The organism is Paenibacillus qinlingensis (genome assembly GCF_013204845.1).
GTDB lineage: Bacteria > Bacillota > Bacilli > Paenibacillales > NBRC-103111 > Paenibacillus_E > Paenibacillus_E qinlingensis.
Genome location: NZ_JABMKY010000011.1, coordinates 126,330 through 152,639, shown reverse-complemented (window position 1 = coordinate 152,639; position 26,310 = coordinate 126,330). Strand labels below are relative to the sequence as shown.

27 protein-coding genes and 1 pseudogene are annotated in these 26,310 nt (G+C 44.2%); 4 read left to right on the top strand and 24 right to left on the bottom strand.

What is annotated here, in order from left to right; genetic code table 11:
• Nucleotides 1-6: 6 nt before the first annotated feature.
• The 5 genes from HQN88_RS20250 to HQN88_RS20230 form a co-directional block, all read right to left on the bottom strand.
• Nucleotides 7-819, bottom strand: a complete 813-nt coding sequence (locus HQN88_RS20250) for an ABC transporter permease (protein WP_173115890.1) — start codon at nucleotides 817-819, stop codon at nucleotides 7-9.
• An 18-nt stretch (nucleotides 820-837) separates the two neighbouring features.
• Nucleotides 838-1,614 (bottom strand): ABC transporter ATP-binding protein, encoded by a 777-nt coding sequence (locus tag HQN88_RS20245; protein WP_056623312.1) that lies wholly within the window; start codon nucleotides 1,612-1,614, stop codon nucleotides 838-840.
• 171 nt (nucleotides 1,615-1,785) lie between these two features.
• Nucleotides 1,786-2,595 carry a DUF2935 domain-containing protein gene (locus HQN88_RS20240; RefSeq protein ID WP_173116015.1) on the bottom strand — a complete coding sequence of 270 codons (810 nt, stop codon included), beginning with the start codon at nucleotides 2,593-2,595 and terminating at the stop codon, nucleotides 1,786-1,788.
• A gap of 154 nt (nucleotides 2,596-2,749) precedes the next feature.
• On the bottom strand, nucleotides 2,750-4,327 hold the full coding sequence (locus tag HQN88_RS20235; RefSeq protein WP_173115888.1) for a helix-turn-helix domain-containing protein: 1,578 nt from the start codon (nucleotides 4,325-4,327) through the stop codon (nucleotides 2,750-2,752).
• Nucleotides 4,328-5,421: 1,094 nt separating this feature from the next.
• On the bottom strand, nucleotides 5,422-6,162 hold the full coding sequence (locus HQN88_RS20230; protein WP_173115886.1) for an SDR family oxidoreductase: 741 nt from the start codon (nucleotides 6,160-6,162) through the stop codon (nucleotides 5,422-5,424).
• A gap of 171 nt (nucleotides 6,163-6,333) precedes the next feature.
• Here HQN88_RS20230 and HQN88_RS20225 point away from each other — a divergent pair, with 171 nt between their 5' ends.
• A complete protein-coding gene (locus HQN88_RS20225; protein WP_173115884.1) occupies nucleotides 6,334-6,909 on the top strand; it encodes a TetR/AcrR family transcriptional regulator in 576 nt (191 codons plus the stop codon).
• Nucleotides 6,910-6,999: 90 nt separating this feature from the next.
• Here HQN88_RS20225 and HQN88_RS20220 read toward each other — a convergent pair whose 3' ends face one another.
• The 7 genes from HQN88_RS20220 to HQN88_RS20190 form a co-directional block, all read right to left on the bottom strand.
• Entirely contained in the window at nucleotides 7,000-8,076 is a 1,077-nt protein-coding gene (locus HQN88_RS20220) for a Gfo/Idh/MocA family protein (RefSeq protein ID WP_173115882.1), read from the bottom strand.
• Nucleotides 8,077-8,088: 12 nt separating this feature from the next.
• On the bottom strand, nucleotides 8,089-8,799 hold the full coding sequence (locus HQN88_RS20215) for a metallophosphoesterase family protein (RefSeq protein WP_173115880.1): 711 nt from the start codon (nucleotides 8,797-8,799) through the stop codon (nucleotides 8,089-8,091).
• Between the two features lie 136 nt (nucleotides 8,800-8,935).
• Nucleotides 8,936-9,517 carry a nitroreductase family protein gene (locus HQN88_RS20210; RefSeq protein ID WP_173115878.1) on the bottom strand — a complete coding sequence of 194 codons (582 nt, stop codon included), beginning with the start codon at nucleotides 9,515-9,517 and terminating at the stop codon, nucleotides 8,936-8,938.
• Entirely contained in the window at nucleotides 9,498-10,346 is an 849-nt protein-coding gene (locus HQN88_RS20205; RefSeq protein ID WP_173115876.1) for an ABC transporter ATP-binding protein, read from the bottom strand. The genes HQN88_RS20210 and HQN88_RS20205 overlap by 20 nt, the downstream gene beginning before the upstream one ends.
• A gap of 11 nt (nucleotides 10,347-10,357) precedes the next feature.
• Nucleotides 10,358-11,401 (bottom strand): FecCD family ABC transporter permease, encoded by a 1,044-nt coding sequence (locus HQN88_RS20200; RefSeq protein ID WP_173115874.1) that lies wholly within the window; start codon nucleotides 11,399-11,401, stop codon nucleotides 10,358-10,360.
• Entirely contained in the window at nucleotides 11,398-12,408 is a 1,011-nt protein-coding gene (locus HQN88_RS20195) for a FecCD family ABC transporter permease (RefSeq protein ID WP_337995186.1), read from the bottom strand. The genes HQN88_RS20200 and HQN88_RS20195 overlap by 4 nt, the downstream gene beginning before the upstream one ends.
• A gap of 62 nt (nucleotides 12,409-12,470) precedes the next feature.
• Nucleotides 12,471-13,463: an ABC transporter substrate-binding protein gene (locus HQN88_RS20190; protein WP_173115872.1), complete on the bottom strand. Its 993-nt coding sequence runs from the start codon at nucleotides 13,461-13,463 to the stop codon at nucleotides 12,471-12,473.
• Nucleotides 13,464-13,765: 302 nt separating this feature from the next.
• Here HQN88_RS20190 and HQN88_RS20185 point away from each other — a divergent pair, with 302 nt between their 5' ends.
• The 3 genes from HQN88_RS20185 (at nucleotide 13,766) to HQN88_RS20175 (ending at nucleotide 16,066) form a co-directional block, all read left to right on the top strand.
• A complete protein-coding gene (locus HQN88_RS20185; protein ID WP_173115870.1) occupies nucleotides 13,766-14,098 on the top strand; it encodes a PadR family transcriptional regulator in 333 nt (110 codons plus the stop codon).
• A complete protein-coding gene (locus HQN88_RS20180; protein ID WP_173115868.1) occupies nucleotides 14,095-15,426 on the top strand; it encodes an FtsW/RodA/SpoVE family cell cycle protein in 1,332 nt (443 codons plus the stop codon). Before HQN88_RS20185 ends, HQN88_RS20180 begins: the two co-directional genes overlap by 4 nt.
• Nucleotides 15,427-15,535: 109 nt before the next feature.
• Nucleotides 15,536-16,066 carry a hypothetical protein gene (locus HQN88_RS20175; RefSeq protein ID WP_173116011.1) on the top strand — a complete coding sequence of 177 codons (531 nt, stop codon included), beginning with the start codon at nucleotides 15,536-15,538 and terminating at the stop codon, nucleotides 16,064-16,066.
• 111 nt (nucleotides 16,067-16,177) lie between these two features.
• Here the strand turns inward: HQN88_RS20175 and HQN88_RS20170 are convergent, their stop codons facing one another.
• The 12 genes and pseudogenes from HQN88_RS20170 to HQN88_RS37750 all read right to left on the bottom strand — a co-directional run.
• A complete protein-coding gene (locus tag HQN88_RS20170; protein WP_173115866.1) occupies nucleotides 16,178-16,381 on the bottom strand; it encodes a hypothetical protein in 204 nt (67 codons plus the stop codon).
• A 3-nt stretch (nucleotides 16,382-16,384) separates the two neighbouring features.
• A complete protein-coding gene (locus HQN88_RS20165; protein ID WP_173115864.1) occupies nucleotides 16,385-16,906 on the bottom strand; it encodes a P-loop nucleotide/nucleoside kinase family protein in 522 nt (173 codons plus the stop codon).
• A 24-nt stretch (nucleotides 16,907-16,930) separates the two neighbouring features.
• Entirely contained in the window at nucleotides 16,931-17,188 is a 258-nt protein-coding gene (locus HQN88_RS20160) for a hypothetical protein (RefSeq protein WP_173115862.1), read from the bottom strand.
• Between the two features lie 790 nt (nucleotides 17,189-17,978).
• The gene (locus HQN88_RS20155) at nucleotides 17,979-18,770 is read right to left on the bottom strand and encodes a Nif3-like dinuclear metal center hexameric protein (protein ID WP_173115860.1); all 792 of its coding nucleotides are present in this window, start codon (nucleotides 18,768-18,770) and stop codon (nucleotides 17,979-17,981) included.
• A gap of 33 nt (nucleotides 18,771-18,803) precedes the next feature.
• On the bottom strand, nucleotides 18,804-19,319 hold the full coding sequence (locus HQN88_RS20150) for a DUF402 domain-containing protein (RefSeq protein WP_173115858.1): 516 nt from the start codon (nucleotides 19,317-19,319) through the stop codon (nucleotides 18,804-18,806).
• A 12-nt stretch (nucleotides 19,320-19,331) separates the two neighbouring features.
• On the bottom strand, nucleotides 19,332-19,859 hold the full coding sequence (locus tag HQN88_RS20145) for a hypothetical protein (protein ID WP_173115856.1): 528 nt from the start codon (nucleotides 19,857-19,859) through the stop codon (nucleotides 19,332-19,334).
• 52 nt (nucleotides 19,860-19,911) lie between these two features.
• A complete protein-coding gene (locus HQN88_RS20140; protein ID WP_246320352.1) occupies nucleotides 19,912-21,261 on the bottom strand; it encodes an ABC transporter substrate-binding protein in 1,350 nt (449 codons plus the stop codon).
• A 24-nt stretch (nucleotides 21,262-21,285) separates the two neighbouring features.
• On the bottom strand, nucleotides 21,286-23,601 hold the full coding sequence (locus HQN88_RS20135; RefSeq protein ID WP_173115854.1) for a bifunctional diguanylate cyclase/phosphodiesterase: 2,316 nt from the start codon (nucleotides 23,599-23,601) through the stop codon (nucleotides 21,286-21,288).
• A gap of 237 nt (nucleotides 23,602-23,838) precedes the next feature.
• Entirely contained in the window at nucleotides 23,839-24,117 is a 279-nt protein-coding gene (locus HQN88_RS20130) for a hypothetical protein (protein ID WP_173115852.1), read from the bottom strand.
• 35 nt (nucleotides 24,118-24,152) lie between these two features.
• Entirely contained in the window at nucleotides 24,153-24,671 is a 519-nt protein-coding gene (locus HQN88_RS20125) for a hypothetical protein (RefSeq protein ID WP_173115850.1), read from the bottom strand.
• A gap of 126 nt (nucleotides 24,672-24,797) precedes the next feature.
• On the bottom strand, nucleotides 24,798-25,412 hold the full coding sequence (locus tag HQN88_RS37755) for a vWA domain-containing protein (RefSeq protein ID WP_246320361.1): 615 nt from the start codon (nucleotides 25,410-25,412) through the stop codon (nucleotides 24,798-24,800).
• A gap of 129 nt (nucleotides 25,413-25,541) precedes the next feature.
• A pseudogene (locus tag HQN88_RS37750) lies at nucleotides 25,542-26,054 on the bottom strand (TerD family protein); the annotation flags it as partial.
• Between the last annotated feature and the right edge of the window lie 256 nt (nucleotides 26,055-26,310).

Below are 26,310 nucleotides of genomic sequence, written 5' to 3'. Positions count from 1 at the left end.
TAGTGATTATTGCCCTTTGTAGCTGTCTTGCCAGCTAAGCCATTTACGTTCAAGCAGCCTCACAGCGGAGTCCGCGACGATACCGAAAACGGCAAATATGAGAATCCCAACGAACACAACGGGTGTTTTGGAGAATTGCCGTGCATCCGACATCATATACCCGATCCCTGCGGTCGATCCCATTAATTCAGCCACAACAAGTCCAAGCCAAGACACACCTAATGAGATACGAACGCCTAATAAAATATGAGGCAGCGCTCCGGGAATTGTTAACCGGATGATTTGTTTCCATTTGCTAAACCCTAGCACACGTGTCACATCGAAAAGCTTGTTATCCACGCCTCGGATACCCAAGAAAGCATTGATATAAAGTGGAAAAAAAGCGCCTTTGGCAATGAGAAGAACTTTGGCTGTTTCGCCAATACCAAACCATAAAATAAACAAAGGCGCGATCGCCAAGTGAGGCACCATGCGAAGCATCTGGACCGTAGGATCTAGCGCTTTCTCCGTTCTACGGAATAAACCAACGAGAATCCCGAAGGCAAGGCCCAAAGATCCGCCTAACAAGAAACCTGATAGTGCTCGGACGACACTCACTCTAATATTGTCATAGAGCTCTCCTGTTTGAATGAGTTGAATGCCCGCGTTTATAATGCGAAGCGGCGTTGGAAATAGCAAGGATGAAATCACACCCAGGTGGCCAAGAATTTGCCAAGAAAGCAGTACGAATATTGGTACCAAAGCGCCAAGAAGCACGCGATTTAATCGTTGCTTGTATCTCTGTTGATCAACACCTACCAATTGTCCTTGTTGGCTCATAGAGATCCCCCTTTCTCCTTAAATACCGGAACTATCTATTAATTCTAGCTCTTCAATTTTCTCGAATTCACTAAGCACCTTAAGCCGCAGCTCCTGAAAAGACGTCGTCGTCTTCTTTCTCGGGATCGGCAGATCGATAGGCACAATGTTCCTGATGGCGCCAGGGCGCGGTTTGAGGATCACGACTCGATTGGCTAAATAGATGGCTTCATCAATATCATGCGTGACGAAAATCATCGTTGTTTTATTTTTTTGCCAAATATCAATCAACACTTCCTGCATGTGCGTTCGGGTAAAAGCATCTAGTGCACCGAACGGCTCGTCAAGCAGCAGCACTTTCGGATTACGGAGCAGAGCTCTCGCTATGGCTACACGTTGAGCCATTCCGCCAGAAAGCTCTTTCGGAAACGACTTCTGAAAGCCTTCCAAGCGAACGAGTTTAATCAGTTCATCGACTTTCTTCCGAACTTCAGGATCTCTCAGCGAAAGGTCAGCAGCAATATTCTTCTCGACATTCAACCACGGGAACAACCTTGGCTCTTGGAAAATGAAGCCCTTGTCAATGCCCGGCCCTTGTATCACCTGACCGCCTAGTTGAACCTCGCCGGTATGCGTAACATCCAGTCCAGCAATGATCTTGAGCAGCGTGCTTTTGCCGCAGCCGCTGGGTCCTATGACTGTAATAAATTCTCCTTCTTTCACTTGCAGCTGAATATTGTGCAAGGCTTGAACTGACCCTTTACTGGACTGAAAAGTTTTGTTCACATGCTCGAGTTTCAACAACGGTTGGCTCATTCCATTCAACTCCCTTTTTAATAAAAAAAAAGACACTTTTCTCCCAAAAGAGAATAGCGTCTCCGTTCATACGGTGGTCACATTTCTAGAGTACCACTTCGGATGAAACTTCGTCAATGATAATTTGTTATATCCCTATAAGTTTTATCGGAATTAAAATATCCATCTTATTTAATGACCCACATGCTCCTCCCGCATCCCCATAATTGAATTGCCCGTTAAGCACTGCTCGAACATATCAATGATGGCTAGGAAGCGTTCCGCCTCACGGAACACGTGATCCGCAAGCAAGGGATGGATAATACTCTTAATTTTGCAGGCCTCAATTAAATCACGGGCTGTCTTTTTGAAATCACGCAGGGCAACGACAGAGACACGATTCTGGTCAAGGAACTGATCCAACAGCGGATTCGTTTGGGACTGCGGCCGCATCCCGCTTAAATCAATAGCTTGAAAGAGAAGTTGGTCAAAATCATGACTAAAATTCCTTGCTTGTTCCACTAACTGACGCTCGGATGGGTCCAGCAGGTGACCAATGAACTTGGCGTGATCCGCCATGATGCGCAAGAAGAATATATTTTCATCTATAATCGCGTCCGGTAAAGGCTCTAATCGCCCTGTGTTTAATTCATGTAACCGATTTCGAAAATAGTTTGCCTCACGGCTCGTATGGTCGACTAACAACGGAAAGTTGTTACCACCAGGCAGTTTGCATTGGATAATGAGTCCGAGAACTTTTCTTTTGAACGCCCAAATATGTGCAGCAGCCGAAGATACTTCGGTATTGAAGCGTCGAATTTGTTCGGGATCTGTCAACTCGTTATAAGCATGTGATCGACCCTCGATATGTTCAAACATATGATAATAATGATTCGCTTCTTGGATTAATGTCGTATCCTCACATCGAAAACCCAGTTTGAGAAACAAGGAATGCTCCTTCATAATACGCGACCAGAACCGGATCTCATCCAATGAACGCATCACGAACTCATTTGACAATTCACGCACTCTCCTCACCTTGATGTTCTCCTACCCCATGTATAATGAGCAAGTGTCGTACATATGCTACGTCACCACAATTAGGACAACCACGAGTGCGGTATTCTTTCGTTCATATTCTTCCATTCGTATTCTTTCAGGCATGCCATTGCAGTAAATCATCTAAAATTTGGTTTTGGCCGCTAGGTGCCCAGCTCATACTGATCCAATTCGAAATTACGCGAACCTGGTTGTTCTGTACAGCTTTCATCGCATCCCAAGAGGTTCCCTTAAACATGCTATTGTACAGATTAGCCTCTTCTTGCGAGGTAAGTCGTTTATCAATCAGGAGGAAATCCGTATCGAACGACGGCATGATTTCTACCGCATACTCCTTCGTTCTCTCGTTCAATGGCACACAACTCCCTGGCTTTAACCCAAGCTCTGTATATAATAAGTGGCTTAGCGGGTGATCGATCATGCCGTGCACGCGAATTTTCTCACTATATAATCGAATGACTGACACACTTTGGAGTCCGATGGTGTCCATCAACGCTTCCCTCGTAAACTTCACGCGAAGATCTAGTTGACTGAACGTTTGTTGTGCTTCTTTTTCCCGTCCAACCAATTCAGCAATCCTCACATAATACGCACGCCAGTCCATTGAAAAATCTACCATAACCGTTGGTGCAATAAGCTTTAACTGGTTATACATCGGCAGATGCCTATAATCTGCAATGATTAACTCTGGTCGATAGCTGCGCATCTCTGCTAGTTGAACTTCAATTTGCCGTTTATTCTCCTCGATGCCTAACTCCAAATGTCGATAGCCATTCAATTCATAGCTGTCCTCCACGCCAAGATCTCGCAAACAATCCTGAAATCGAAAACATGATGCGACAGCTACCTTCAATTGTTTCCTTTTCACATACATCGTTGGTGAGATGCCAAAGCTATTCTTAAACATTCGGCTAAAATAAAACTCATTCCCGAAACCAACAGCTGTTGAAATGTCCTTGATGGAAGGCTCGTGCAGTAGTAAGAGTTCTTTCGAAGCATCTATACGAATGTGATTTAAATATTCAACTGGTGACATCTTCTTCGTTTTTTTGAAGCTTCTTGAGTAGGACGTTGGCGTCAATCCTGCGATGTCCGACAATGTTTCTAGTTTGATTTTGCTAGTAAAATGCTTGTACATATACGTGATGCTTTGATCAATTCCTTTGGACGCATCCTCAAGTTCAATCGGTTCCGGCACTTCCCCCGGTATTTCTTGGATAAGACTTTGAAATTTGAGTTGAATACTTGGATCCTTAACTGACTTGGATCGGCATTCTTCATAGAGCTGTGCTATGCCCTCGAGATGCGGCTTCCCTTGTTTTAACTGCAGCTTGCCCGTCTGAAAGAGTGAGGGATCGGATACCGCATTGGCACAATGCCAAGTTCCCTTCTTCTTGGAAAATGTCACGCGTCTTATCACTAGGACGTAGAACTCGATAAAGTCCGACTCCAGCATCACTTCAATAGGCTTATTTCCAACTAAATAAAAAGTCTGATTCGGTTTGATCGGTATAGCCTGATTATCGATGCAAAGGATGCCCTTGCCTTGTGTTACAACGAAGAGCATATCGCCTGGGATATTTTTTTTATGCAGCGTGTTTCGTTTGTGGAAACGACGTTTGCGTATGGATGAAAGCATTAGAAGGGAATATTCCTGTCCTTGAACCGGCAGCATATACAGCTTTAACCCCTTTCACGGTCATCATTGATAATGATTATCAGTAGATTCAGTATAAATGCTTTCCATTTAATTGAAAAGGGGTTAAACGGGTCATAGCTAGACGCGCGTTTGGGATTAGCTGTAGAAACTACAGTTATTTTTGAGAAATTAGTTGGAAATTTAAAATTAACTGGAAAAAATGTAGGTAATTCCATCCGTGTTAACCTCTTTTGGGTTAAACAAAGAAAAGTAACTACATAAAATCCATCTAAACGATGATTTCGTTGAAAAAGTCGCGAAATAGCTGGATTAAATCCAGTTATTTCTAAGTTGGTTTGTGTTTGGGGTTGGGCCTCTCACGCAGAAATGCAATAATACAACCTTTGCGGCTAGTTTATGCTTGAGATTGGTAAATACGTGCAAATAGGCAACCTTTTTTACGTATTTCATGATAATCTCCTGAAATCACTCTGAATTGATGCCTATTTGCATCAATTTCCAATAACGAAGGTGGGGACCCATTCGAAAAGTGCTCTTTTGCATGTTTGACAAGAGGGAGAGAGCTTGAAATGGCGAGTTCTTAGTAAATTAACAACCTTACTCTATCGGACTATCATTTACTGGCTTTGCTACCTCGCTACACCATTACTCCACATACTCCTCCTACTTCACATCACTCCACTTTTCCCACATTCTTCTCCTTATCCTAACTACTATTTAATTACGCATCACTCTACATTACTGTCCTTATTACTTACTACTCAAATATGTGGAGAGTCGAGGTGTGTTGGGCGGCGGGGATGGAAGGGGTTCGGGGGGTCGGGGGGTCGGGGGGTCGGGGGGGGGGGCGCCGGTCGGGGTTCGGCGTTCCGCATTCACCGTTCGTGATTTGGCGGGCGGCGTTGAAATCAAAGCTGGCGGGGCCCCCCGGGGGGCCAAGTTGCGAAGGGCACCGGACCCTACTAATTGACAGACAAAAAAGTGACCCACAGCAACGGGCTGAGGGTCTAAGTTTATATATTTAAAAAGGGGGTCGAGTTCAATTATAGTCCTAATACATTAATGCCAGATGAATATAATATTTCAATTATATTACAATTTACTTATATTTAAGTCAACGCGGTTGGTCTAACCATAATTTCGCTGATTAGTGTGTCATCGGGTTCATTAATGGCAAACGCAATGGCCCTAGCAATACTGCTGGGAGAAATCCCTAAGCCGCTTATTTGATTGGCTATCGCTTGCACTTCCGGGCTGGTAATGCTGTCAAAAAGTTCGGTCTTCGTCAGACCTGGTGCAATCAAAGTAGATCTAATCCCCGAAGTCGCTGATTCTTCCAGACGAATTCCTTCGGAAATGGCTCTAACGGCAAACTTTGTGGCCGCATATACGGCTGATGTTGGGGACACCTGGTACCCAGAAGTTGAGGATAGGTTGATGATATGACCGGAGTGCTGCTCACGCATGATAGGTAATACCGCGGCGATACCGTACAAAACGCCCTTAATATTCACATCAATCATGTGATCCCATTCGTCTACTCGTAATTCATTCATCCTGGAACTTGGCATGACCCCTGCATTGTTCACCAGTACATCAATTCGGCCATACGCACCCAATGCAAACTTAGCCAAATTCTGCATATCATCAGTAGAAACGACGTCTGCTTTTATAGAAACAGCTTCACCTCCCGCCTGTTTAATTTCATTCACAATCATATGCAGACGTTCCTCTCTTCTTGCAGCCAATACCACCTTTGCCCCACTTTGGGCCAACAATTTCGCTGTAGCTTCTCCTATTCCACTGGAGGCTCCCGTAATAATAACTACTTTATTTTGAATGTTGTCCATTGTTATATGCTCCCTTACCTTCAATATTGAACACCTGTTGTATATTTAACGGCCGTTGATTAATATTATAGACAGAAGCACTAATTACTCAATGGTTGATATATACGCAATTGTTTCATATACAACAAAACCCGTAGAATTGTTGATTAACTGAAGGAGGTAACGCAAAGAATGGAGTCCGTTGTTAAGACCGACCGCCGTATTCTCAGAACCAAGCAATCCATAACGAAATCGTTTCTGGAGCTTTTTTCGGAAAAGGATTTTGAACAAATCACCATTAACGAGATCGCGGAGCGCGCCAACGTTAACCGCGGCACCGTGTACCTGCATTACAGTGACAAATACGATCTTTTGGACACATGCATTGAAGAGCATATTAATGAATTGATCTCATTGTGCACGAAACGGGAGGACGATACGGTTAACCAAGCAATGGTTCAAGAACCTAAACCGGTTTTTGATTACTTTCGTGAGCATTTCCCGTTTTTCTCAGCTATGTTTTCCAATCAGAGGGCTTTTCTATTCCGGGATCAATTGCTGAACTTTATTTCCGTCAATCTGATGATTAAAATGGAACGGCCGGACAACCTGCCCATTATCGACAATAAGATCAAAGCCCAATTCATGGCCTCTGCTTTTATTGGCATTGTGGAGTGGTGGATACGTCATCACATGCCGCAATCGACACAATTTATGGCCGACCAGGTTAGGAATTTATTTGAAAATAATCAAGTTTACCCGAAGTAGACTGAAATAGCTACAGAGTGCTGTCACTAAAATTAAAAAAGCCACGAATCTATTTACACGATTCGTGGCTATCGCTCATTCGTTGGAGTCTCACTCCGCCCAGGGTTGCGTCGTCGTCGTCAGTTCCTCGCCCGACTCAATAGCGGATTGCATCATGATCGATACATAATGGTCCTGCATCGCCTCAGCCAAGTCATAGCAAGATGGCCCACCCTGTAGATAGTCCGCCATTCGAATCAAACTAGTAGCAATCGCGATCTCATCATCGGATAAACGCCCGGGAACGACTGGGTTTTCGTACACCCAATCTTCACCCGCGATAATCCCTTGGTGATAATATCCTTCCAAGTTACCGTCATGACCGGTATCGACTCTACGGAAATTGCCTGTGATAGGTGTTTTAAAATCCCTCAAATACCGGAACGTTTCATCCGATAATTCGCCACGGTTTCCGCGAACAAGGACACGGTTTTGGCGAATCCAAGAGAAATACTGATCACCTGTAAAATCAAACAGCGCCAGTTGGTTTCCAAAACGAAGCGTAGCGATATCCTGCACCGAGTTGCCAATCTCTTCACTTTCCGGAGGCCCATTACGCCCCGGACCTTTCACGATTTCAGAGGTAAATCTCTGTCCGCTAATAATGGCGTTCTCGAATTGAATGCCAAGCAACTTTCGGATCAGACTGATGCCATGATAACCGTGAGCGGCCGATACTTGCACCTGAGAAACGTCACCTAATTTACCTGATCTCACGAAAGCAATACGTGCAGCATGCATCGGCTGATACAAATATTGTTCGGCTACCTGTACGCGCCCCTTTAGCTTGGACACCGACTGATACAAGTCAATCATACCCGAGATGTCATTGGCCGGAGGCGTCTCTGTCAATACGGGTATGTTCCTTTCTGCCAACTCCAGTGTGCAGCCAGGCATGGCATCCCTCGAAACGCAAACAACCACGAATAGGAGCGGTCCGCTTGAAACGAAAGATTCCATGTCTCGGTAGGTTTTCACGCCCCATTTCTCCTCGATTTCCCTGCCTCGTTCCTCATCACGGACTAGCATCGCACGGACGGCGAAACGGTGAGGCTGCATTTGCGCAATGCGCAAATAAAATTCAGCTCTCCACCCTCGCCCTACAATTCCAAATTCGATTAAAGACATAACGGTTATCCCTCACTTTACGTTGTACACCGCTTGACTTGGCAGTTCTAGACAATTCAATTGTCCACCATAAACGGCGCCGCCATCGATGCCAATAATACGATTTACACCAAAATAAACATGATAATTATCCGAATCGCCGTGCAGTGTATCGGTGGATGAATGGCCGAAAACCACAATTTTTTCACCTCTATACCCTGAATGAAATTCGCCACGAATCCACATCAGCGTAAATGGATCCGTTTCCGAAACGGGCACTCCTGGCTGCACACCGGCATGGACAAATATATAGTCATCCGTTTCGATATAGTGCTCCAGCTTCGTTATGAATGCCAAGTGCTCTGATAATATATCCGACTGCAGTTCTGGTTTAGTGAACGACTCCGCGTTCTCATCGAGGGCATAATCAGCTTCCGTAAACCCATAGCTTTGCAAAGTCATATCGCCGCAATTGATTTGTGCCCAGCGTTTCCATGCCCGTTCATCCTGCGTCGTCAATGCTTTGATCATTAAATCCTCGTGGTTCCCTTTTAACACTCGCGCTCCGGCCTCTTTTAAAGCCATAACTCGTTCAATGACACCCTTGGCGTCTGGCCCTCGATCCACATAATCGCCCAGCAAAATCAGTTGATCTTGTTCCGAGTTGTATTGCGCGGCTGCTAATAAAGCTTCGAACTTGGCAAGTTCGCCATGAATATCGCTAATGACAAGAATTCTTTTCATCTGTATCCCCTTGGTGTCTGGTTAAAGTCCCTTTATTATAAAAGGCCAAAGGCCGAGATGCAATTATCGAAAAACCCCCGAATCGCCTTAAGCGTTTCGAGGGTTTTTCTAGGTATCACTTTTGCTATTTACTATCCTATTGAGAATCAACGATCATCAGCATATCTTCCGCGGCCTTACGCGGCTGTACTTTGGGAATGGATGCTGGATATCCAACATGCAGAAGGCCGACAATTTTCTCATCTGCCTGCAGTCCGACGGATTGTTGGAACTCAGACTCGTAGTTATAATTGTTTGTTTTCCATACGACGCCGAGCCCTTGCTCCCAGGCAGCTAGTTGGAAATTTTGAATGAGGGCGCAGACGGCGCCGTAGTCTTCATCCCATTGCTTTTGGCGTGTATCTTCTTTCAGAATCACAACGAGATGCGCGGGGATCGCCATGAAATCGTTCCATTTGGGTTTCCCATGTTTTTCTCTCATCTCATCATCATCATAGGTCTGGAGCATCGCATCTGCCAATGCCCTGCGTCCATCTCCTTTATACAAAATGAACCGCCAAGGCTGTCTATTTCCATGATTCGGTGCCCATACGGCTACATTCAGTAACTCAAGCAGCAATTCGTCCGAAACAGGATCTTGTTTGAAATCACGAATTGTTCTTCTTTCTTTAATTAACGCAGCTACCGTTCCCACCGGTTTAACTTCGGATAAGCTCATGCTTCACATCCTCCTCATTTTTTTTAGGTATGAGCTTGTCGGATTTCCGACCTTTTCCTTTCGGAATGCACATGGGCGTACCGAAGAACGGATCCCCGATAATTTCACATTCCATGCCAAATACATGCCGCACAAGCTCCGAATTAATGACATCCTCTGGCTTCCCCTGGGCAAAAACGGACTTATCTTTGATCGCCACGAGATGATGCGCATACCGACACGCGAGATTGAGATCATGCAGTACCATGACAATCGTACGCTGTTCACGCTCATTCAGTTCAAACAACAGATCCAAAATATCAACTTGGTGAGCCATATCCAAATACGTTGTAGGTTCATCCAACAGGATGGTTTGGGTCCCTTGCGCGAGAGTCATCGCGATCCACGCCCGTTGACGTTGTCCGCCGGACAAGGAGTCCACCGCGGTTTCCGCCAATTCGGTTGTTTTGGTTACCGCCAAAGCATCATTCACGCAGCGCTCATCTTCATCTGACCACGATTTAAGCCAATTCTGATAGGGGTACCGGCCTTGTTTCACCAACTGAAAGACTGTTAACCCTTCCGGGGCAATCGGGCCTTGCGGCAAAATCGATAGCCGCTTCGCGATTTCTTTGGTTGGAATTTCTGCGATATGTTTGCCATCCAGAATGATTTCGCCATGAGCTGGCTTCAATAAGCGAGCCATCGCACGCAGGAGTGTTGATTTCCCACAGCCATTAGAACCGATCAACACCGTAATCTTTCCTTTGGGAATAGACAGATTCAGCCCCTCGATGATATTTGCGTTGCCATAGGTCAAATTGAGATTTCTGGTCTCCAAGGTTGGCACTCTCTTCACTCCTATCTTGAATTTCGCTTGGTGTACAGCAAATAGATGAAAAATGGTGCCCCTACTGCTGCCGTAAATACACCGACTGGCACATCGAGCGGTAGAAAGAACGTTCTTCCCGCTAAATCAGCCAACATCACAATAGCGCCTCCGAGAAGAGCTGAGACGGGTAACAGACTGTCAAAGCTCGAGCCTACCCATTTGCGTGCCATATGTGGTGCGATTAAGCCTATGAATCCGATCGCGCCAGCTACAGAAACAGCTGAACCCGCTAACGCCACGCTGATGAGCAGCAATAACAAACGATTGATCTCCACTGCGCTTCCCGCGCTTGCTGCCACATCATCCCCGAGCTGTCCAATATTGACATGGCGTGCTAATAGAAATGCAAGTGGAATCAAGATGACTGTCCATGGCAATACCGTCATCACATTTTCCCAATTAGCCGCATAGACCGATCCTGTCAGCCATAAGTAAGCTGTGCCGGGATCGTTCTTCGGACTAAACACGATCATCATCGTCGTCCCAGCCGACATCAGCGAGGACATCCCGATGCCGACTAGAATAAGGCGGATGGGGGTGACCCCTTTTTTCCAAGCAAGCATATACAAAATGACAGAAACAACTGCCGCACCCAGCATCGCCGAAACCGGCAGCCACCGAATGCTGATCATGCCATTAAAATACGTGAGGAATGTGACCGCAGCCACCGAAGCTCCACCGGTTACGCCCATCATATCTGGCGATGCCAATGGATTCCGAATGATCCCTTGCATAATCGCACCTGCCGCAGCCAGGGCTGCGCCAACTAACATGGAAATGATAATGCGCGGAAGGCGGAGCTTTTGAACGACCATCGTGTAATCATCAGCGCCAATACCTATGACACTTTTGACAACATCAATCGGAGATATGTACATTTCCCCCATCCCCGTGCTCACAATCGCAATTACGACGCAAACCACGAATAACAAGAGGGAGATCTTTAACGCTTTCTTTTCGACTAAAAAAGAAATCCTACCTCGCCGCAGTCGAACCGGAACATGACCCTTCATGATTTGATAATCCCCCTTCGTGCAATATAAATAAAGAATGGGGCACCAATGATGGCCGTCATCACGCCGACAGGCATTTCTTCAGGAATCATAATAAATCTTGCAGCCAAGTCCGCCAGTATAAGCAGAATCGCCCCCAGTACGGCACAATAAGGAATGACCCAGCGATGATCGCCACCGACGAAAAACCGCGAGACATGCGGAATGACAATGCCAATGAATCCAATTGGACCTGCGACCGACACGGAGCAGCCCGCAAGCACGACAATTAGAAGGCCTGCAACTGATTTAACCCAGATCGTCTTTTGACCCAAACCTTTCGCCGTATCCTCACCCATGAGAAGTAAATTCATATCACGCGCAATGAACCAGGCAGCTACCCAGCATATAGCCATGAAAGGGATGACTGTAATTAACATTTCCGGAGATCGTCCGGCGATTGTACCTGTCAGCCAGAACAGCACCGTGCTAAGCCCCTGTTGGTTCAACACCAAGATGCCTTGTGTAAAGGAAGAGAACAGAGCGGTCATGGCTGCACCTGCGAGCACGATTTTGAGTGGCGTTAAGCCATCTCGGCCAAAAGAGCCCAAGATATACACGGATAAGGCACCGACTGCCGCTCCGATAAAAGAGATCCACATCAAGGCTTGCATCGATGAGATCGATAACGCAACCGCTGCAAGAACAACGAATAGCGTTGCTCCTGCATTGACCCCGAGCACACTCGGCGAAGCTAGTGGATTACGTGTGAGCGTCTGCATCAACGTACCTGCGATTGCTAAGCTTGCGCCAATGGCAACAGCAATACAGGCCCTCGGCACACGCGTTGTTCGAAGAATGATTTGATTATTGATATTCTCGTCGTAATGAAAGATGGAAGCCCATGCCGTATGCCAATCAAACTGCGTCGCACCAAACAAAATACTGGAAACAAAACTCCCAAACAGGATAAGAATCAGCGCGAACAGTCCGGCGGACTTCCATAAGCTCGTATTCATAAGGTTCATGATGACAATCTCCTTGTAATCCACAAAGGAATGAACATAACGTTCATCCCTAAGTGTTTCAACTATTTAATATCAAAATATTTGTAGAGATCCGCTAGCATGGCTTTTGCAGCCATCGATCCTCCAGATAAGTTCCATGTAATCGTGTCGACTTTAAAGTATTTACCGTTTTTCACGCCTTTCAGATTTTTCCATAGCGGGTGAGACGTCCAATCGTTCTGTGATTTCTCTACCGCAGGTTCTTCCGAACTCAAACGCGTAATATCAAAGATATACTCGCCATCCAACTGAGACATTTGCTCCTTCGTTGTGATGTTTACTACAGCCTTACCTTCTACAATCTGTGCCTTCGGACGCGGTAAGCCGAGTTCCTTAAAGATCGTTCCTGCAAATCCTGTTGCATAAAAACGTGCACTGCCATCTCTTTCAAAGCGGATAATCGAAACTTCGGATTTCGCCAGTTTATCTCCGGCTTTTTGTTTAAACTCCGCTACCCCTTTATCCCAATCCGCTAAAATCTTCGCACCTTCTTGCTCCTTATAAAGGGCATCCATGGCATATTTCAAATTCGCTTTCCAATCAAAGATCTCTTCAGTCATGATTGTAGGCGCAATACTCTCCAGTTGCGGGTAAATTTTCTCGTGACGTGGTTTCGTCCCAATGATCAAATCTGGCTTCAATGCAACGATTGCCTCTACATTCGGCTGTGTTTCTTCACCCAAGTTCTTTACACCTTCCATATTGGATCTCAGAAAGTTGTACCATGGCTTCTCTTCCCATGACTCAACCGAACCGACAGGCTTCACGCCTAAGTGTGTAACAATATCCGTCATACCATTGAACAGAACGACGATCCGCTCTGGTTTTTTCTTCAACGTAACTGTCCCCATCGCATGCTTGATTGTTTTCTCTACCGCAGCTGCAGCTGTTGCTTTAGCCACTTCTGGTGATGCCGTCGCACTACTTGCATTTCCGCCTGTTGTTGTTGCCCCGCTGCCACAAGCCGTAACGGCTAGTGCTAGCAACAGCACGATCATCATTTTTAAAGATTTCATTCGGTTTCTTCCTCCTTGTACAGCAGAGCACACACTGGTGATGAACAAGCCATCTATTTAGAATGCTAATGCTGACTCCCTATTTTTATAATTGATAATAATTCTCAATCTCAATTATAAGGGCATGAAAAAACATTGTACATATCCGATTTTATCCGATTCGTGTACTGAATTTATCTTAAAAGCCTGCATTCACTTAAAAATAGATACGAGCAAAATATTCACAAAAATTGGATTATCTCTTATACTTATACATAGATATCCGATGCATCGTAATTCTATAGTAGAGAAAGGAGTCATCCATGAAAATCAGTAAAGAGCTTATGAAAGGAAGCACTGTCATTCTAATTCTTACCCTTTTGGATCGCAAAGACATGTATGGCTATGAGATGACCAAGGAAATGGAGAAACATTCCGATGGCGTGTTCACCTTAAAAGAAGGAACGCTCTATCCGATTCTGCACTCGTTGGAATCTGAAGGCTTTGTTGAAGCCTACTGGGATGAGAAAGATGGACGTAAGCGGAAGTATTATCGGATAACGAAGCAAGGTAAAGGTGAGCTCAAAGTCAAGAAGCAGGAATGGTCGCTTTTTCGCAATACGGTAGATCGTGTACTTGGGGAGGGCAGCGTATGAATGGCTATCGTCAGCATGAGGAGATTACCCTATTCCTTAAGCAAGTTTGTCGTGAAATTAAAGCGAAAGACGTCCACAAAGAAGTACGCGCGGAGCTTGAGAGCCATTTGCAGGAGTTAATTGAAGAGAAGCTCCGTACAGGGGTTGATTTAAATACAGCAGTGAAAGAATCCATTGCTCAAATGGGGATGCCTGCTGTAATCGGGCAGCAATTTCATCTTGCCCATCGGCCTCGTTTTAATTGGGGGCTACTGGTAATTATCGTTGTTCTAATGGCAGTCGGGTTAGTAGCTATATTTTCTGCACAAACCGCCTCTTATCGTCAAAACCTCACTTCGATCGGGCTGAAACAAATTGTCTATTTGGGCATCGGCTCAAGCTTAATGCTGCTTATTGGTTTTAGTAATTATAGAAAACTAGCTAGGTACGCTTGGTGGCTCTATATGGGTACCATTGCATTACTTAGCTATGTCATCTTATTTGGGATTAAGGTGAATGGAGCTACAGGGTATGTGCATTGGTACTACTTCCAAGTGAATATTCCAGCTCTTTCTCCCTATTTGCTGTTGATTGCCATAGCTGGTATTTGGAGCACACTACCGACAGTTGTTGCAAACGAGTCCTCTGCGCAAGCATTCTTACGTAAGAGTTGGATCAACGTGGGAATCGTATGGCTACCAGGTTTACTCATTATAGCTACACATTCTATAGATAATTTCACTCTATTCTTTATTGGATGCTTGACTATGTTGCTCGTTTTGAGGAAAAAGCGATCCATCCTCGCTGCTCATTGTAGCCTACTTGCAGCATTTGTTGGTTACATTTTTTCCAGTCAATCCTACATAGTGCAACGTCTTCTTGCCTTTACACATCCAAATGAAGATCCACAAGGTATGAATTATGTCCTCACGCAATCCAAACTTGCTATACAATCCGCAGGTTGGTGGGGACATGGATTTGGTGCTCCACTTCGTGGGCTGCCTGAGCTTCAATCTGAAATGATGTTTCCTTTTCTCATCTATTGTTTCGGTTGGGGGGCTGGGATTGTCCTGGTGATTATGGTTGCTCTATTCGTTCAACAAACTGTTAGTGTTTCCCGGAAGGTGAGTGATCCCTACGGAAAGACTATTGTATCTGGACTATTGACCGTGTTTGTAGCACAGTTCATGTGGAATATGCTCATGTCGATCGGCCTGGCTCCGTATAGCTCCTTCCACCTTCCTTTTATAAGCTATAGCGGCTCGCTTGTCGTTTTTCAATTTGCAGCCATCGGCCTCATGCTTAGTGTGTATCGGCGTAAAGACCTCCGTGCTTGGCAGGTTACATAAGCGCACAGCTCGCAGCTCTTTTTTCAACCACTCAGCAACTATCCCTTACCCATTTGTCCCACAAACATATACTTAAGAGAAAAGACCTATGGGGAGGTTCTGTGTGACTATGAAATCAGACCGTCTCACTATCATTATTGAAAAAGGGAAAAAGCGCATCATCACGCAATCGCCGATTCATGGCATCGATAGACTGGTATTCGTGATCAACCATCAGTTTACGAATGCTCCCAACACGACGCAACTCGCAAGTGGTGCAGGCCGCAGCAGTGCAGCTGGCAGTAACGCCGCTATTAAATCACCGAACAGCCAGCAGCAGCAAAGCGTCGGAGCAGGCGGCAAGGCGCGGAACCGACTAGGGAAAGATGCCAAAGGCAAGTTATCTGGCAGCAAAAGCCTCACCGAAATCCGCCGCAAAGGCAAAGAAATCATCGTTGTCGTTAACGATCAAGTCGTTAAACTCCCCAAACATGCTGCGAATGCGTCGGCTACCCAGGTGGCAAGCGGCGCTGGCAAGTACAGTACGAGTGGGACTAACTCTGCCATCGAAAGCCCGGGTACGAAGCAGCAGGATGCCGTAGGTGGGAGTGGGAAGGCATCTAACACATTGGCTAGCAAGCGTCGTAGGAAGAAGCAGTAGCGTGTGAAAAAGAGAGGAGCTAAGCCGCTTGAATGCGCTTAGCTCCTTTGCTATGGATTCTAGTTGGCAATCCTCCCATACATCACTAACGGAGCCAATGTGACTTCCATTTCATTTTTGCAGAAAGTAGTCATAGTAAGCACCTTGGAACAGCAACACGACATCGCCAAATACGCCTACACTAAAAAACAAGAAATAATAAGTTGCCTTTGATATTTCTTTGTTAAATAGCTCCTTAAAAGCTTGAATAACCAATCGTTCAAATTTAAACCAACTTAGTATCCAGCCTACAATAAGAAATGTCATAATTGTCATTAATCATGTAACCTCCAAATAAAAGGATTCTATCTTCGCTACATTTATATCTTTGGCAATGGCCGTATCCAAAACCAATTCGCCATCAAGCGTCTCTGTTCGAAGATCCTTATAGTGTAGTTTGAGATCCGTTAAATTCGTTATCTTTTGATTAGGCAAAGGATTAATACCTCGTATCGCCAGTCTCTCTGACCAGAGTGACTCATCGCTGCATATACAACGAATCGTAATCAATTCCCCGCCTTTTTCTAAAATCCATTGCTTTAATTTCCAAACATCACCATTATGATTCAACCCAAAATCCAGTATGATGGCAGATTCGGAATCAATGACATTATGTAAGAAACGATACATCAAATCGAAACAAATTTTGTTTCTTATCTCGTGTTCCTCCACATACCCAGCGACTGAATCGTAGATATCATCTTTATGCAAAACGGGTACTTGCAGCTTTTTAGCTAATGCTTTAGATAAGGTCGATTTACCTGTTCCAGCCATCCCTCTAAATAATATGATTTTGGACATCCGGCTACTCCTTTTTGCGCACGATTATAAACGATCCCAAGCCACATACAAACATAACCCAGCTAACACATAAAACGCACCAGAGAGCTTAACTTGCCTTCGAAATTGTATTGCATACGTGCAAAAAAAGATCGCCGCAGCGATTTTACCTAGACTTTGCATATTCGGCGAAAACCCAGAACTACTAAACACAATCGAAATTATCAGTGTGGTCAGGACAAGTATTTTAAACCATAGTGGCTCTTTCAGAAATTGCTTATACATATACTTAAACCGCTGCATAATTCGGAATCTCCTTCTTCTCCTGTATTCTTCCATATCAGGTATGCCCAACTTCCCTAATTATGCCATTACTTCAAACAAGAAATCTAGAATAACCGCTGACATGCCTACTTTATTTCTATTTCTATTTCTATTTCTATTTCTATTTCTACTTCTACTTCTACTTCTACTTCTACTTCTACTTCTACTTCTAACTCTACTGCTACTGCTGCTACTATACTGAAACCAAGCTACCACAATCGGCATAAGCACCACACTAAGTCGGACGAATAATTTAAATGGATTTTATGTAGCTAATTTTGCCGTTTCTACTCATTTAGAAGCAATAGCTGGATTTCATACAGTTAATTTCCGTCAAAAGTCCATATACCCTTAATTCTACTTATATTAACTGTATATTTTCCATCTATTCATCAAATTTCAGGAAATGCAGCATAATTAACTGTACATTTTCCATTTAATCGCCAATGGGAGGAGAAGGGATGGCGAGCGTAGAGGAAGTTGGCAGAGGATGCGCGCGCAGAGTGCGGACGAAGGATGCTCACGGGAGGGTACGGGCGGAAGGTACGAGCAGAGAGTGCGGACAGAGGCTACGAGCGAAATGTACTAGCAGAGAGTGCGGACGGAGGGTACGCGCCGAAGGTACAAGCGAAGCAAAAAGAAGCCGCCGCGCAACTCTAACATATTTGAACGACGAATAGATTTCTAGGAATTCCCTTCCTATTTCCGTCTATATTAAAAAGCAGCCTAAGACACAAATGTGCCCTAGACTGCTTTAATTTCATTATTTTCAAATCCGCTGTACTGCAAGCGAGCACTCGATGAATGCGATGTTCACCTCAGGAAACGCCTCGCGCAACATCTCCACGACAGTCAGCATACCTGCTTCTTCGCTTTTCTGGTGACCCGTTACGATCAAGGCCTTCTTAAGCCCCATATCCGCAGCGTCCCGCACATATTCGTTGGTTTCCCATTCATTGGTCTCACCAACAATCAGCAAGTCGATATCCCGACTCCCGAGGAAGTTGATATGAGAACGGCCGCCGGACGCTCCAGGCATTAGGCCCATACGCTTTACGGGCAGATCTAAATCGCCTGCCACAAGCATACTTTCTATGCCCAGTTTACTTTTCAAATGAGCAGCAATGGTGCGTACGGTATGCGCTTCGCCAGTTGGCAGCGTAAGCAGCCTCATCTCTTCTGGACTTGCATACGACTCCCATTCCAGCTGTTTCAACATGCCTACCAGAATACCGTCTGGTTTATAGCTATGTACATAATCGTGCAAGCGAAAAATCGCAATACCAGACTCCTCAATGAGCGCACGCTTCTTTTCATACACAAGATTCCCGCTAAGCCACTCGCCTTCATCCAAATGGTTGTAATACGTCGGTTCGTGCGTGATGATGAGATCAACACCTGATTCGACAGCTTGCTTAATAGCTGCATACGTCGTCATAAATACAATAGCAACTTTCCGAACTTCTGCATCCAACCGTCCGCTTTTCAGCGTATCGACAGTCTTCTCTAGTTGTCCAACGGGCTCAATAAGGCGATCTAACACCATTTGCACCGTAATCATGATAAATGAAACCTCCCCATAGGTTTTTAATCATTACTTACATGAACTAGGAATACAATGTATGAACTTTTCGAGATAACCATCAAACGGAAATTCCTTTGTCACAACTTTCTCCTTTAAAGTCACCAGTTCTTGCTCAGCTTGTCTAATCAGATCAACGGGATACCCAAATTGAATCGCATGGGCTGCAAATTCATCTTCGTCAATAACCTGCCAGACACCATTTCTTCTCACATAATCTAAATCCAAATCGACAAAAGAAACGGTATTCCCCTTCATTACAGCTGGCTGGTTGATATTACAATAAAATTGTCCCAACTCACCGTCAACAACTTCGGCACTAACTGTAAACCAAGATTCAAAAGAGAAAAATTCAATGGACCAATTATTAATCGTAAATACACTTTGCTTCGTGTAATGATGAAGCTGTCTCCCGTACTCACCTAGAACAATTATATGTGAATCCGTCTTTTCTAATAAGATTGTGTTCCATTCATAATGTTGGCGATTGCCATATATTAATGCCTGAATTGTGATTTGATTTGCCATGGTTTCGTCCTTTTACGTTTCGATCAGACCTCTGATTTCCCCCATGATTGCATCAGGGAGCGGTTCATTCATTAGTCTTTTCAGAACGTCTTTATTAGCACCGATTTCTTTCAAATAGGACAGCAATATCGCCGCTTTCGCACTCCTATTCATCAGCGCATACGCCACATACCAGACTTCAGGACTGCCTACATGAATACCGTTCCATATAGTACTTGGAATGGAAGGCAGTCTACACAGACCTTCATCCGTATAGATGGAGAGTCTTCCGATGAGCTCTACCTGAGGGGCCTGACTGTGTATGACTAGCTTATACGCCGTGCCAAATGGGTAGTCCCCACTCGTTATTTCTTCGATGTGCTCGTGCTGCAACGCACTCTTGACCTGCTCTTTTGGGGCATCAACCATAACATCCCAGTCACCCACCGTGTTCGTTAAACCAAGGCTAAGCATTAAGCCACTGCCACCTAACGAGTAACAAATGCCGGCATGCTCTAATGTTTGAGTTACAGCAACTAGGTTCTTTATATCTGGAATCACTTAGGGCTCTCCTTTTCAAAAACAAATCAACTTTCTTCTATTCTATCACGTTTCAATTCTTGTTCAATTCAATCCCCGTTGTTCGTTTCTGTTCCTTCCAATAAGCATCCCACTTACTTAACGTTTCCGCAATTGTGGCATTCCCTGATAGCATCGCCTGCCCCGATTCCATCGCTACCTTGTCCCAGTTGCTGTTGCCTGGATATTGAAAAGGTGGTTTGAAGAGAAGAAAAGTATCAGGCTTGAGCGTCATATCGAGCAACGTTTTATAGGGACCCGTTTGGAAAAATGCATCAGAAACCGCGGAGGTGTGAATCGGTATCAGGCCGTATTTTTTGGATAATTCCGTATTCTGCTTAGCTCCAGAAAGAAAAGCGATCAACTTCCATGCTTCAGCTTTATGCTTGGAATACGAGGCAATGCCCCAGCCAGCTCCGCCTACGCTTACAAGCGCATTTCCTTTGGGACCTGTTGGCAGGGGGGCTGTTGCCCACGTTCCTGGCTGCATGCTATCCTGAATCGTTTGGATAACATCTGGATCCTGCAGCAATATCCCTGTCACACCTGTGGTGAACGCATCCACCTGCTCTTGAAATCCCCAGTAAATGGAATCGGGTGGTGAAGCTTCTTTATACAGGTCCATATATAATTCCATCGCTTTCACCGCTTCAGGTGAGGAGTAAATCGTCGACCCGTCATTCAGGAATTGACCATCTTCCAGATTCACGCGATCCCCATTATAAGCCCGGATCAACGTATCCGAGGTAGAAATCGACCCTTTAGCGCCACGAAATGAAAAGCCATACTGATTCTTAGAAGGATCTGTTAGTTTTTTACTCGTTTCATACATTTCTTCCCAGGAAGAAGGTGGTTGAAGGCCTGCAGCCTCCAGCCAATCTTTGCGGTAGAACATTTGACGTTGATACAAGCCGTTCGCAATAAAGTAATTCTTTCGTCCGACAACTGAGATCGATTTGGCTGCATGCGAGAACGTATTGATTTCATCCCAAGAAGACATGTATGTATTTAAAGGATCAATATAGCCTTGACTAGCCAGATCAGCAACATTAATATCTCTGACTTCCATAACATCGAGCTCTTGCTTCACATTCAACATTGTCTTTATCGTAATATCCGCCTGTGCAAACGGAGGTGAGATCAATTCCACATGAATATTCGGGTTTTGACTTTCAAATTGAGCAAGTAAACCTTTTAGAATTAACGTTCGATTCGAATTCGTCAAGCTCTCGATCATACGCAGCGTTACTTTCGTGTCGTTCGATGGCGATGAAGTTGGCAAGGGATTTTCCTGACCGGAACAGCCCATTACGAAGGTCACAAGCACAATCCAATTCATAACGATCAACCAATTCTTTCTATCTCCTTGTTTCATTCTCATCATGGTTTCCCCCTCGCGCTCAAATGGTTAGCCACTTTGTAATAGTTTCCCAGTTGTGTCAAACACCCTGCTCTCTGCCAGCAATTCTGCGCATTCGTTTGTTGGAATGGGACGACTGTATATGTAACCCTGAATATCATCGCAATTGCAGGCTTGTAATAATGCCACTTGTTCCATAGACTCTACGCCCTCGGCTGTCACTTGCAAATTCAAACTGTGTGCCATGATAATAATTGCTCCGACGATGGCACGTTCTTTCTCATTGGTGACAATGTCATCCAGAAACGATTTATCAATTTTCAAACGTTGAATCGGGAAGTTTTTCAAATAATTTAAAGACGAATAGCCTGTACCGAAATCATCAATTGAAATTTTTACCCCTAAGGCATACAAACCTTGCAAGGTTAAAATTACCTGCTCCACATCTTGCATCGCAATAGATTCCGTAATTTCCAATTCCAAATATTGCGGCTCCAAGCCTGTTTCCTCCAGAATCTGTGCAACGGTTTGGATAATCTCTGAATTCTGGAACTGGTGAATCGATAAATTGACAGCTACATGCACCTTAGGGAGCCCTGCGTCCTGCCATGCTTTGTTTTGCTTGCACGCTGTGTATAGAATCCATTTGCCGATGGGCACGATGAGCCGTGAGTACTCAGCAATTGGAATAAACTCCGAGGGTGGAATGAAACCATGCTTCGGATGCTTCCATCTGGCTAGCGTTTCAACCCCGATGATGCATCCCGAGTCTAGTTCGATTTGAGGCTGATAATAGAGAAACATCTCATCCCGCTCTATCGCATGGCGTAAATCTCTTTCTAATGACAGCTTCTCATATGTATTTTTTTCCATCGTGGTGTTATAAAACTTGTGATTATTTCTGCCGCTTTCCTTCGCACTGTACATTGCCGTATCCGCGTGCTTAGTTAGACTTTGGATATCGTTGCCATCCTTCGGATATATACTAACACCTATACTAACAGAGACATGAAGCTCCTTCTCCTCATAATACACAGGCTTCTGAATCTGAGTAGTGATCTCCTGAATGGTTGCCAATATCGTATCATGATGTCCCGAGTTCGGTATCAGTATTAGAAACTCGTCTCCGCCAAAACGAGCGATAGTACATGATTTATCCAGCGTATCTTCTAATCGGCGTGCAGTTTCTATTAGAAGTTTGTCGCCAGCTTCATGGCCAAATGTATCATTGATAATTTTGAACCGATCCAAATCCAGAAAAAGAACGGTAAATTCCATCTTATATTGACGCGCGGCTTGAATTTCCTTTTCAATAATTTCCATAAACAACTTTCGGTTTGCTAAGTCCGTCAAGTGATCATGGTAAGCCATATATCGGATCTTCTTCGCATTCCGCCGCCTTTGCAAATAGTAGTTAAATAAGTAGGTAATAATTGCAATTCCGATCATACTAATCAACATACTATTGCCAATGGTGTTCGCATCTTTGAACAATTCCGAGCCTGGGATCACTGCTTGTACGATCCAATCACTGGCCGCTATTTTCTCGGCAACAACCAGTTGCATCTCGCCATTCACCTTGACGGTTTTACTTGCGGAAGGATGTCCAGCATGAATGGGGTTTGCTTCGAATACGTTAGGAATTCGATAGAAGTCACCTTCGATCTCTGAATTCGTCCTAGTCAACAATTGATTGGCTGGAGTTAGAATGGCCATTTCTCCACTTGGTATTTCACCTATGGAACGCTTTAATACCTCAGAGCTAATCTCAATAAGAAGCACATATTTCATGCCCGAACTCAATTTAATGAGACGATTAATGGCAAATGAAGGTTGCCCGATGTTCGAGTAGCCATATCTTTTTGTAGGGAGCCATCCGATTTCGCCATTGGCAATAACCGCCCTTTGAAACCACGCTTCCTTACTATACTCGATTAATTCCGCATGCAGCGTATCTGTTGTTATTTCTTTCAGCTTCGGATCCACCGGAATCAAGTGAATATTTGTGATATCACTTTTGCTAAAGAAACGAATGGCGAAGCTCTCCACAATTTTATTCTTAGCCACGAATTTGTCATTCTGACTAGTTAGCGCACTGCCGTAAACTTGGAGTTGATTCAACATTTCCTCATCGGTCAAAATACTAAAAGTTAAATCCTCGTAATTTCTAAAAATGATATTTAACGTATCCCTGGATTGCGCAACCGTCTGCTTGGTAGTTGAGGTCACCTTGTCTATGACAATTTGCTGCGAGTGTGAGTAAGAAAAAAAACTAAATCCAACAAAAAGAATAGCCGTGCCGCCAACTGCCCAGACTAACAGCTTCAGACCCACCGACTGTACGCCCGGGGCCTTGCGGAACAAGTTAATATTATGCCCCCATTGCCTAGCGAGCCTGGATAATAGGTATATCAAAAGGATGGTCAACTCCTGTCTGCTCTACGGTTACTGAACTAGAACCTATCATAACCTATAAATGTTTAATATCTATATAGAAAATAATTAATAATGTATTAGCATTACGATAGTTTCGTTGTTTAAGCACGGCTAGAAAGCGCAAAAAGAGCTACCCTTGTTGGGGTAGCTCTTGAATTTAAATGTTTAAGGTCCACTTCCATCCGCTATCACACGATAGCCTAACCCATTCTTCTTCACCCAAATATAAGATCGCGATATTTCACCAACATAATATAATTGGGCTCCACCAAACGAAGTGCTCCCTGAATTTACAACTTTGGTGCTGAGTGACTTGATCGGATGTAATGAAAAGAATACTTGGCGTCTTACTGCTAATTCAGCCATTGGGAGAGGAAGCATAAGCGAATAGACCATCACGAGTGAAATGCTGGATATGAGCCATATCTGCTTTTTTCTTTGCATTGTATCCTCCTTCCTACGCATCTTTAACATTCCTACTACTTGGGCAATTCCAGCCATTGCATTACTTTATCATCCATTTCTTTGAGCAAATCTGGTATGTGACCTGTATCACGATACGCCTTTTCCAAGTATTTCGCAGGAAACATTCGTTTCAGCGAAGATTGATATAAGTTTCCATCCTGTGGTTCAGTGTAGGCGATCACCTTGTATCCTGTTTCACTCTTCTTCAATTCAATGACAGCAGGAAGCGAATGCCCTCCTATACTTTCTAACCCTGTACTCTTATTAAAGCCACCAAAATAGGAATACATATAGACACGGATGGTTCCGTTGGACTCGCTCGTTCCATACACCTTGTGGACCTCAAATTGCTTCTCTGTGTTCACATATACCTTTGCGTATTTATTAATAATGTAGTTTGAAATGAGCTCATGCATTTCGTCTGAGACTTGACTACTGCCATCTTGAATCTGCACTTTATTTTCCTTGTGCATGGTAAAAATCGTAAGAACACAAACGATTGAAATGATGTAGATCAAGATCTTTAATTTCAACTAATCACTCCTTTGGACCCGTGCGCTAACTATATAGACGCGGTGGTAAATGGTAAAGTTGACTATCCTGTTACTATGAAAGAAAAGCCATCCAGGAAGGATGACTTTTCTTGTTTTGTTCCGGCGTTAACTCCGAATAACCCTTTTATCCTTCGCTGCCTTAAGCCATAATGGAAATTCATTCAACAGCTGATTATATAAATCTTCATCCGATATCTTAGCAATATCCTTGATGTGAATGAAATTAGCATTATCTACGATTCGCCCTTCCATCGTATCCAGCTTCTTCAAGACTTCGAAATCGGAATCTCCTATTCCGACGAATTGCCAAAACAGCGGTTTGAGAGAGGCTTCCACGATTACTTTTTTAATTGATTTTACAACGCCGCCATCGTTAATAAAGATAACAAACGCTGGAAGAGGTGAATCCTCTTCCACGGTATATTTACGAATAACATCATTCATAACAGGAGGTTCATTATTACGACCAAACTTATGGATATCTCTGTTATTCAAAATATTTTTTAACACATACTGATCAAAATCCCGCTCCGTTGCAGCAGACAATCGACTAAATTCGTTGTCATACACCCAAATGTCCAGAGCCGCATTATCATCAAATTTACATGCAACCGCCAGTATCCGTTCAACAACCTCCTGAACCGTCCCGTTCTTATACAAGAGTTGCATAGATCCAGAGATGTCGAGCACTAAACCAACTCTTGCAGCAACATTGTTCATCTTTTTCTTCTCTAATGTGATTTGAACAAGCTTCTTTCGTAGATCGATAGTTGAGAGGTCAGGTTTCTTTTCTATGTCAACCGTTTCATGCACGACCTCCTCCTCAATCACTAAGCCAAAGTTCGTACATAACGCCGCTAATCCGCCAAAAAAACCACTGCCAATCGCATTAAACTTCCATTCCCCATTGTGTCTATATAACTCCCCAACGACTATGGCTGTTTCTTTTGACAAGTCTGATCCATATTCATACCGAAATAATTCCTCGTTACGATCGGCATCCATTAATCTTACATACCTATTAGAGACATCTTGCATGCTGTATCCGAACTTTTCACCTTCATGAATGGTTAACGAAAAAGCAATTCTTGCTGTACTTTCTGGAATCTTCGACAGAGATAAGGAGATGGCTTCTTTATCTGGTCCACTAGCTTGACCATGCGTCACTCCGCCATTTAGCGCAGATGAATTCCCGTAAAAGATAAAGTCTTCGTCTTTCTCACATCGATTATTAGCAGATAATATAAAACAGGAAGAATCAATGCTCAATTTGGGGTCTGCCGACCATCCGAATTGCAATTTTAAGTTTGATAACCCTTTTCCCTTGGTTACATCGATCTTTTGTCCTTTTGAAAGAAGCATGATTTATCTCCTTAATACTAAAGAATGTAGTCATATCTTCAACAGTACCATACAATGGTGAACTCTCAAAAACTATTTATTCCGTGCTAGGGTAGCAGCTGAATTAACGACATAAAATCCATCTAGTTTGTGGGAGAGAGGTTGAGTTACGGGGACGCTTGTGAAGGGTATCGCAGGGCGTGGGAGAAAGGTGATCGGGTATCGTATGGGTGATCCATGGTGGGCGCACAAACAAAGAAGCCACGATGATTTCATC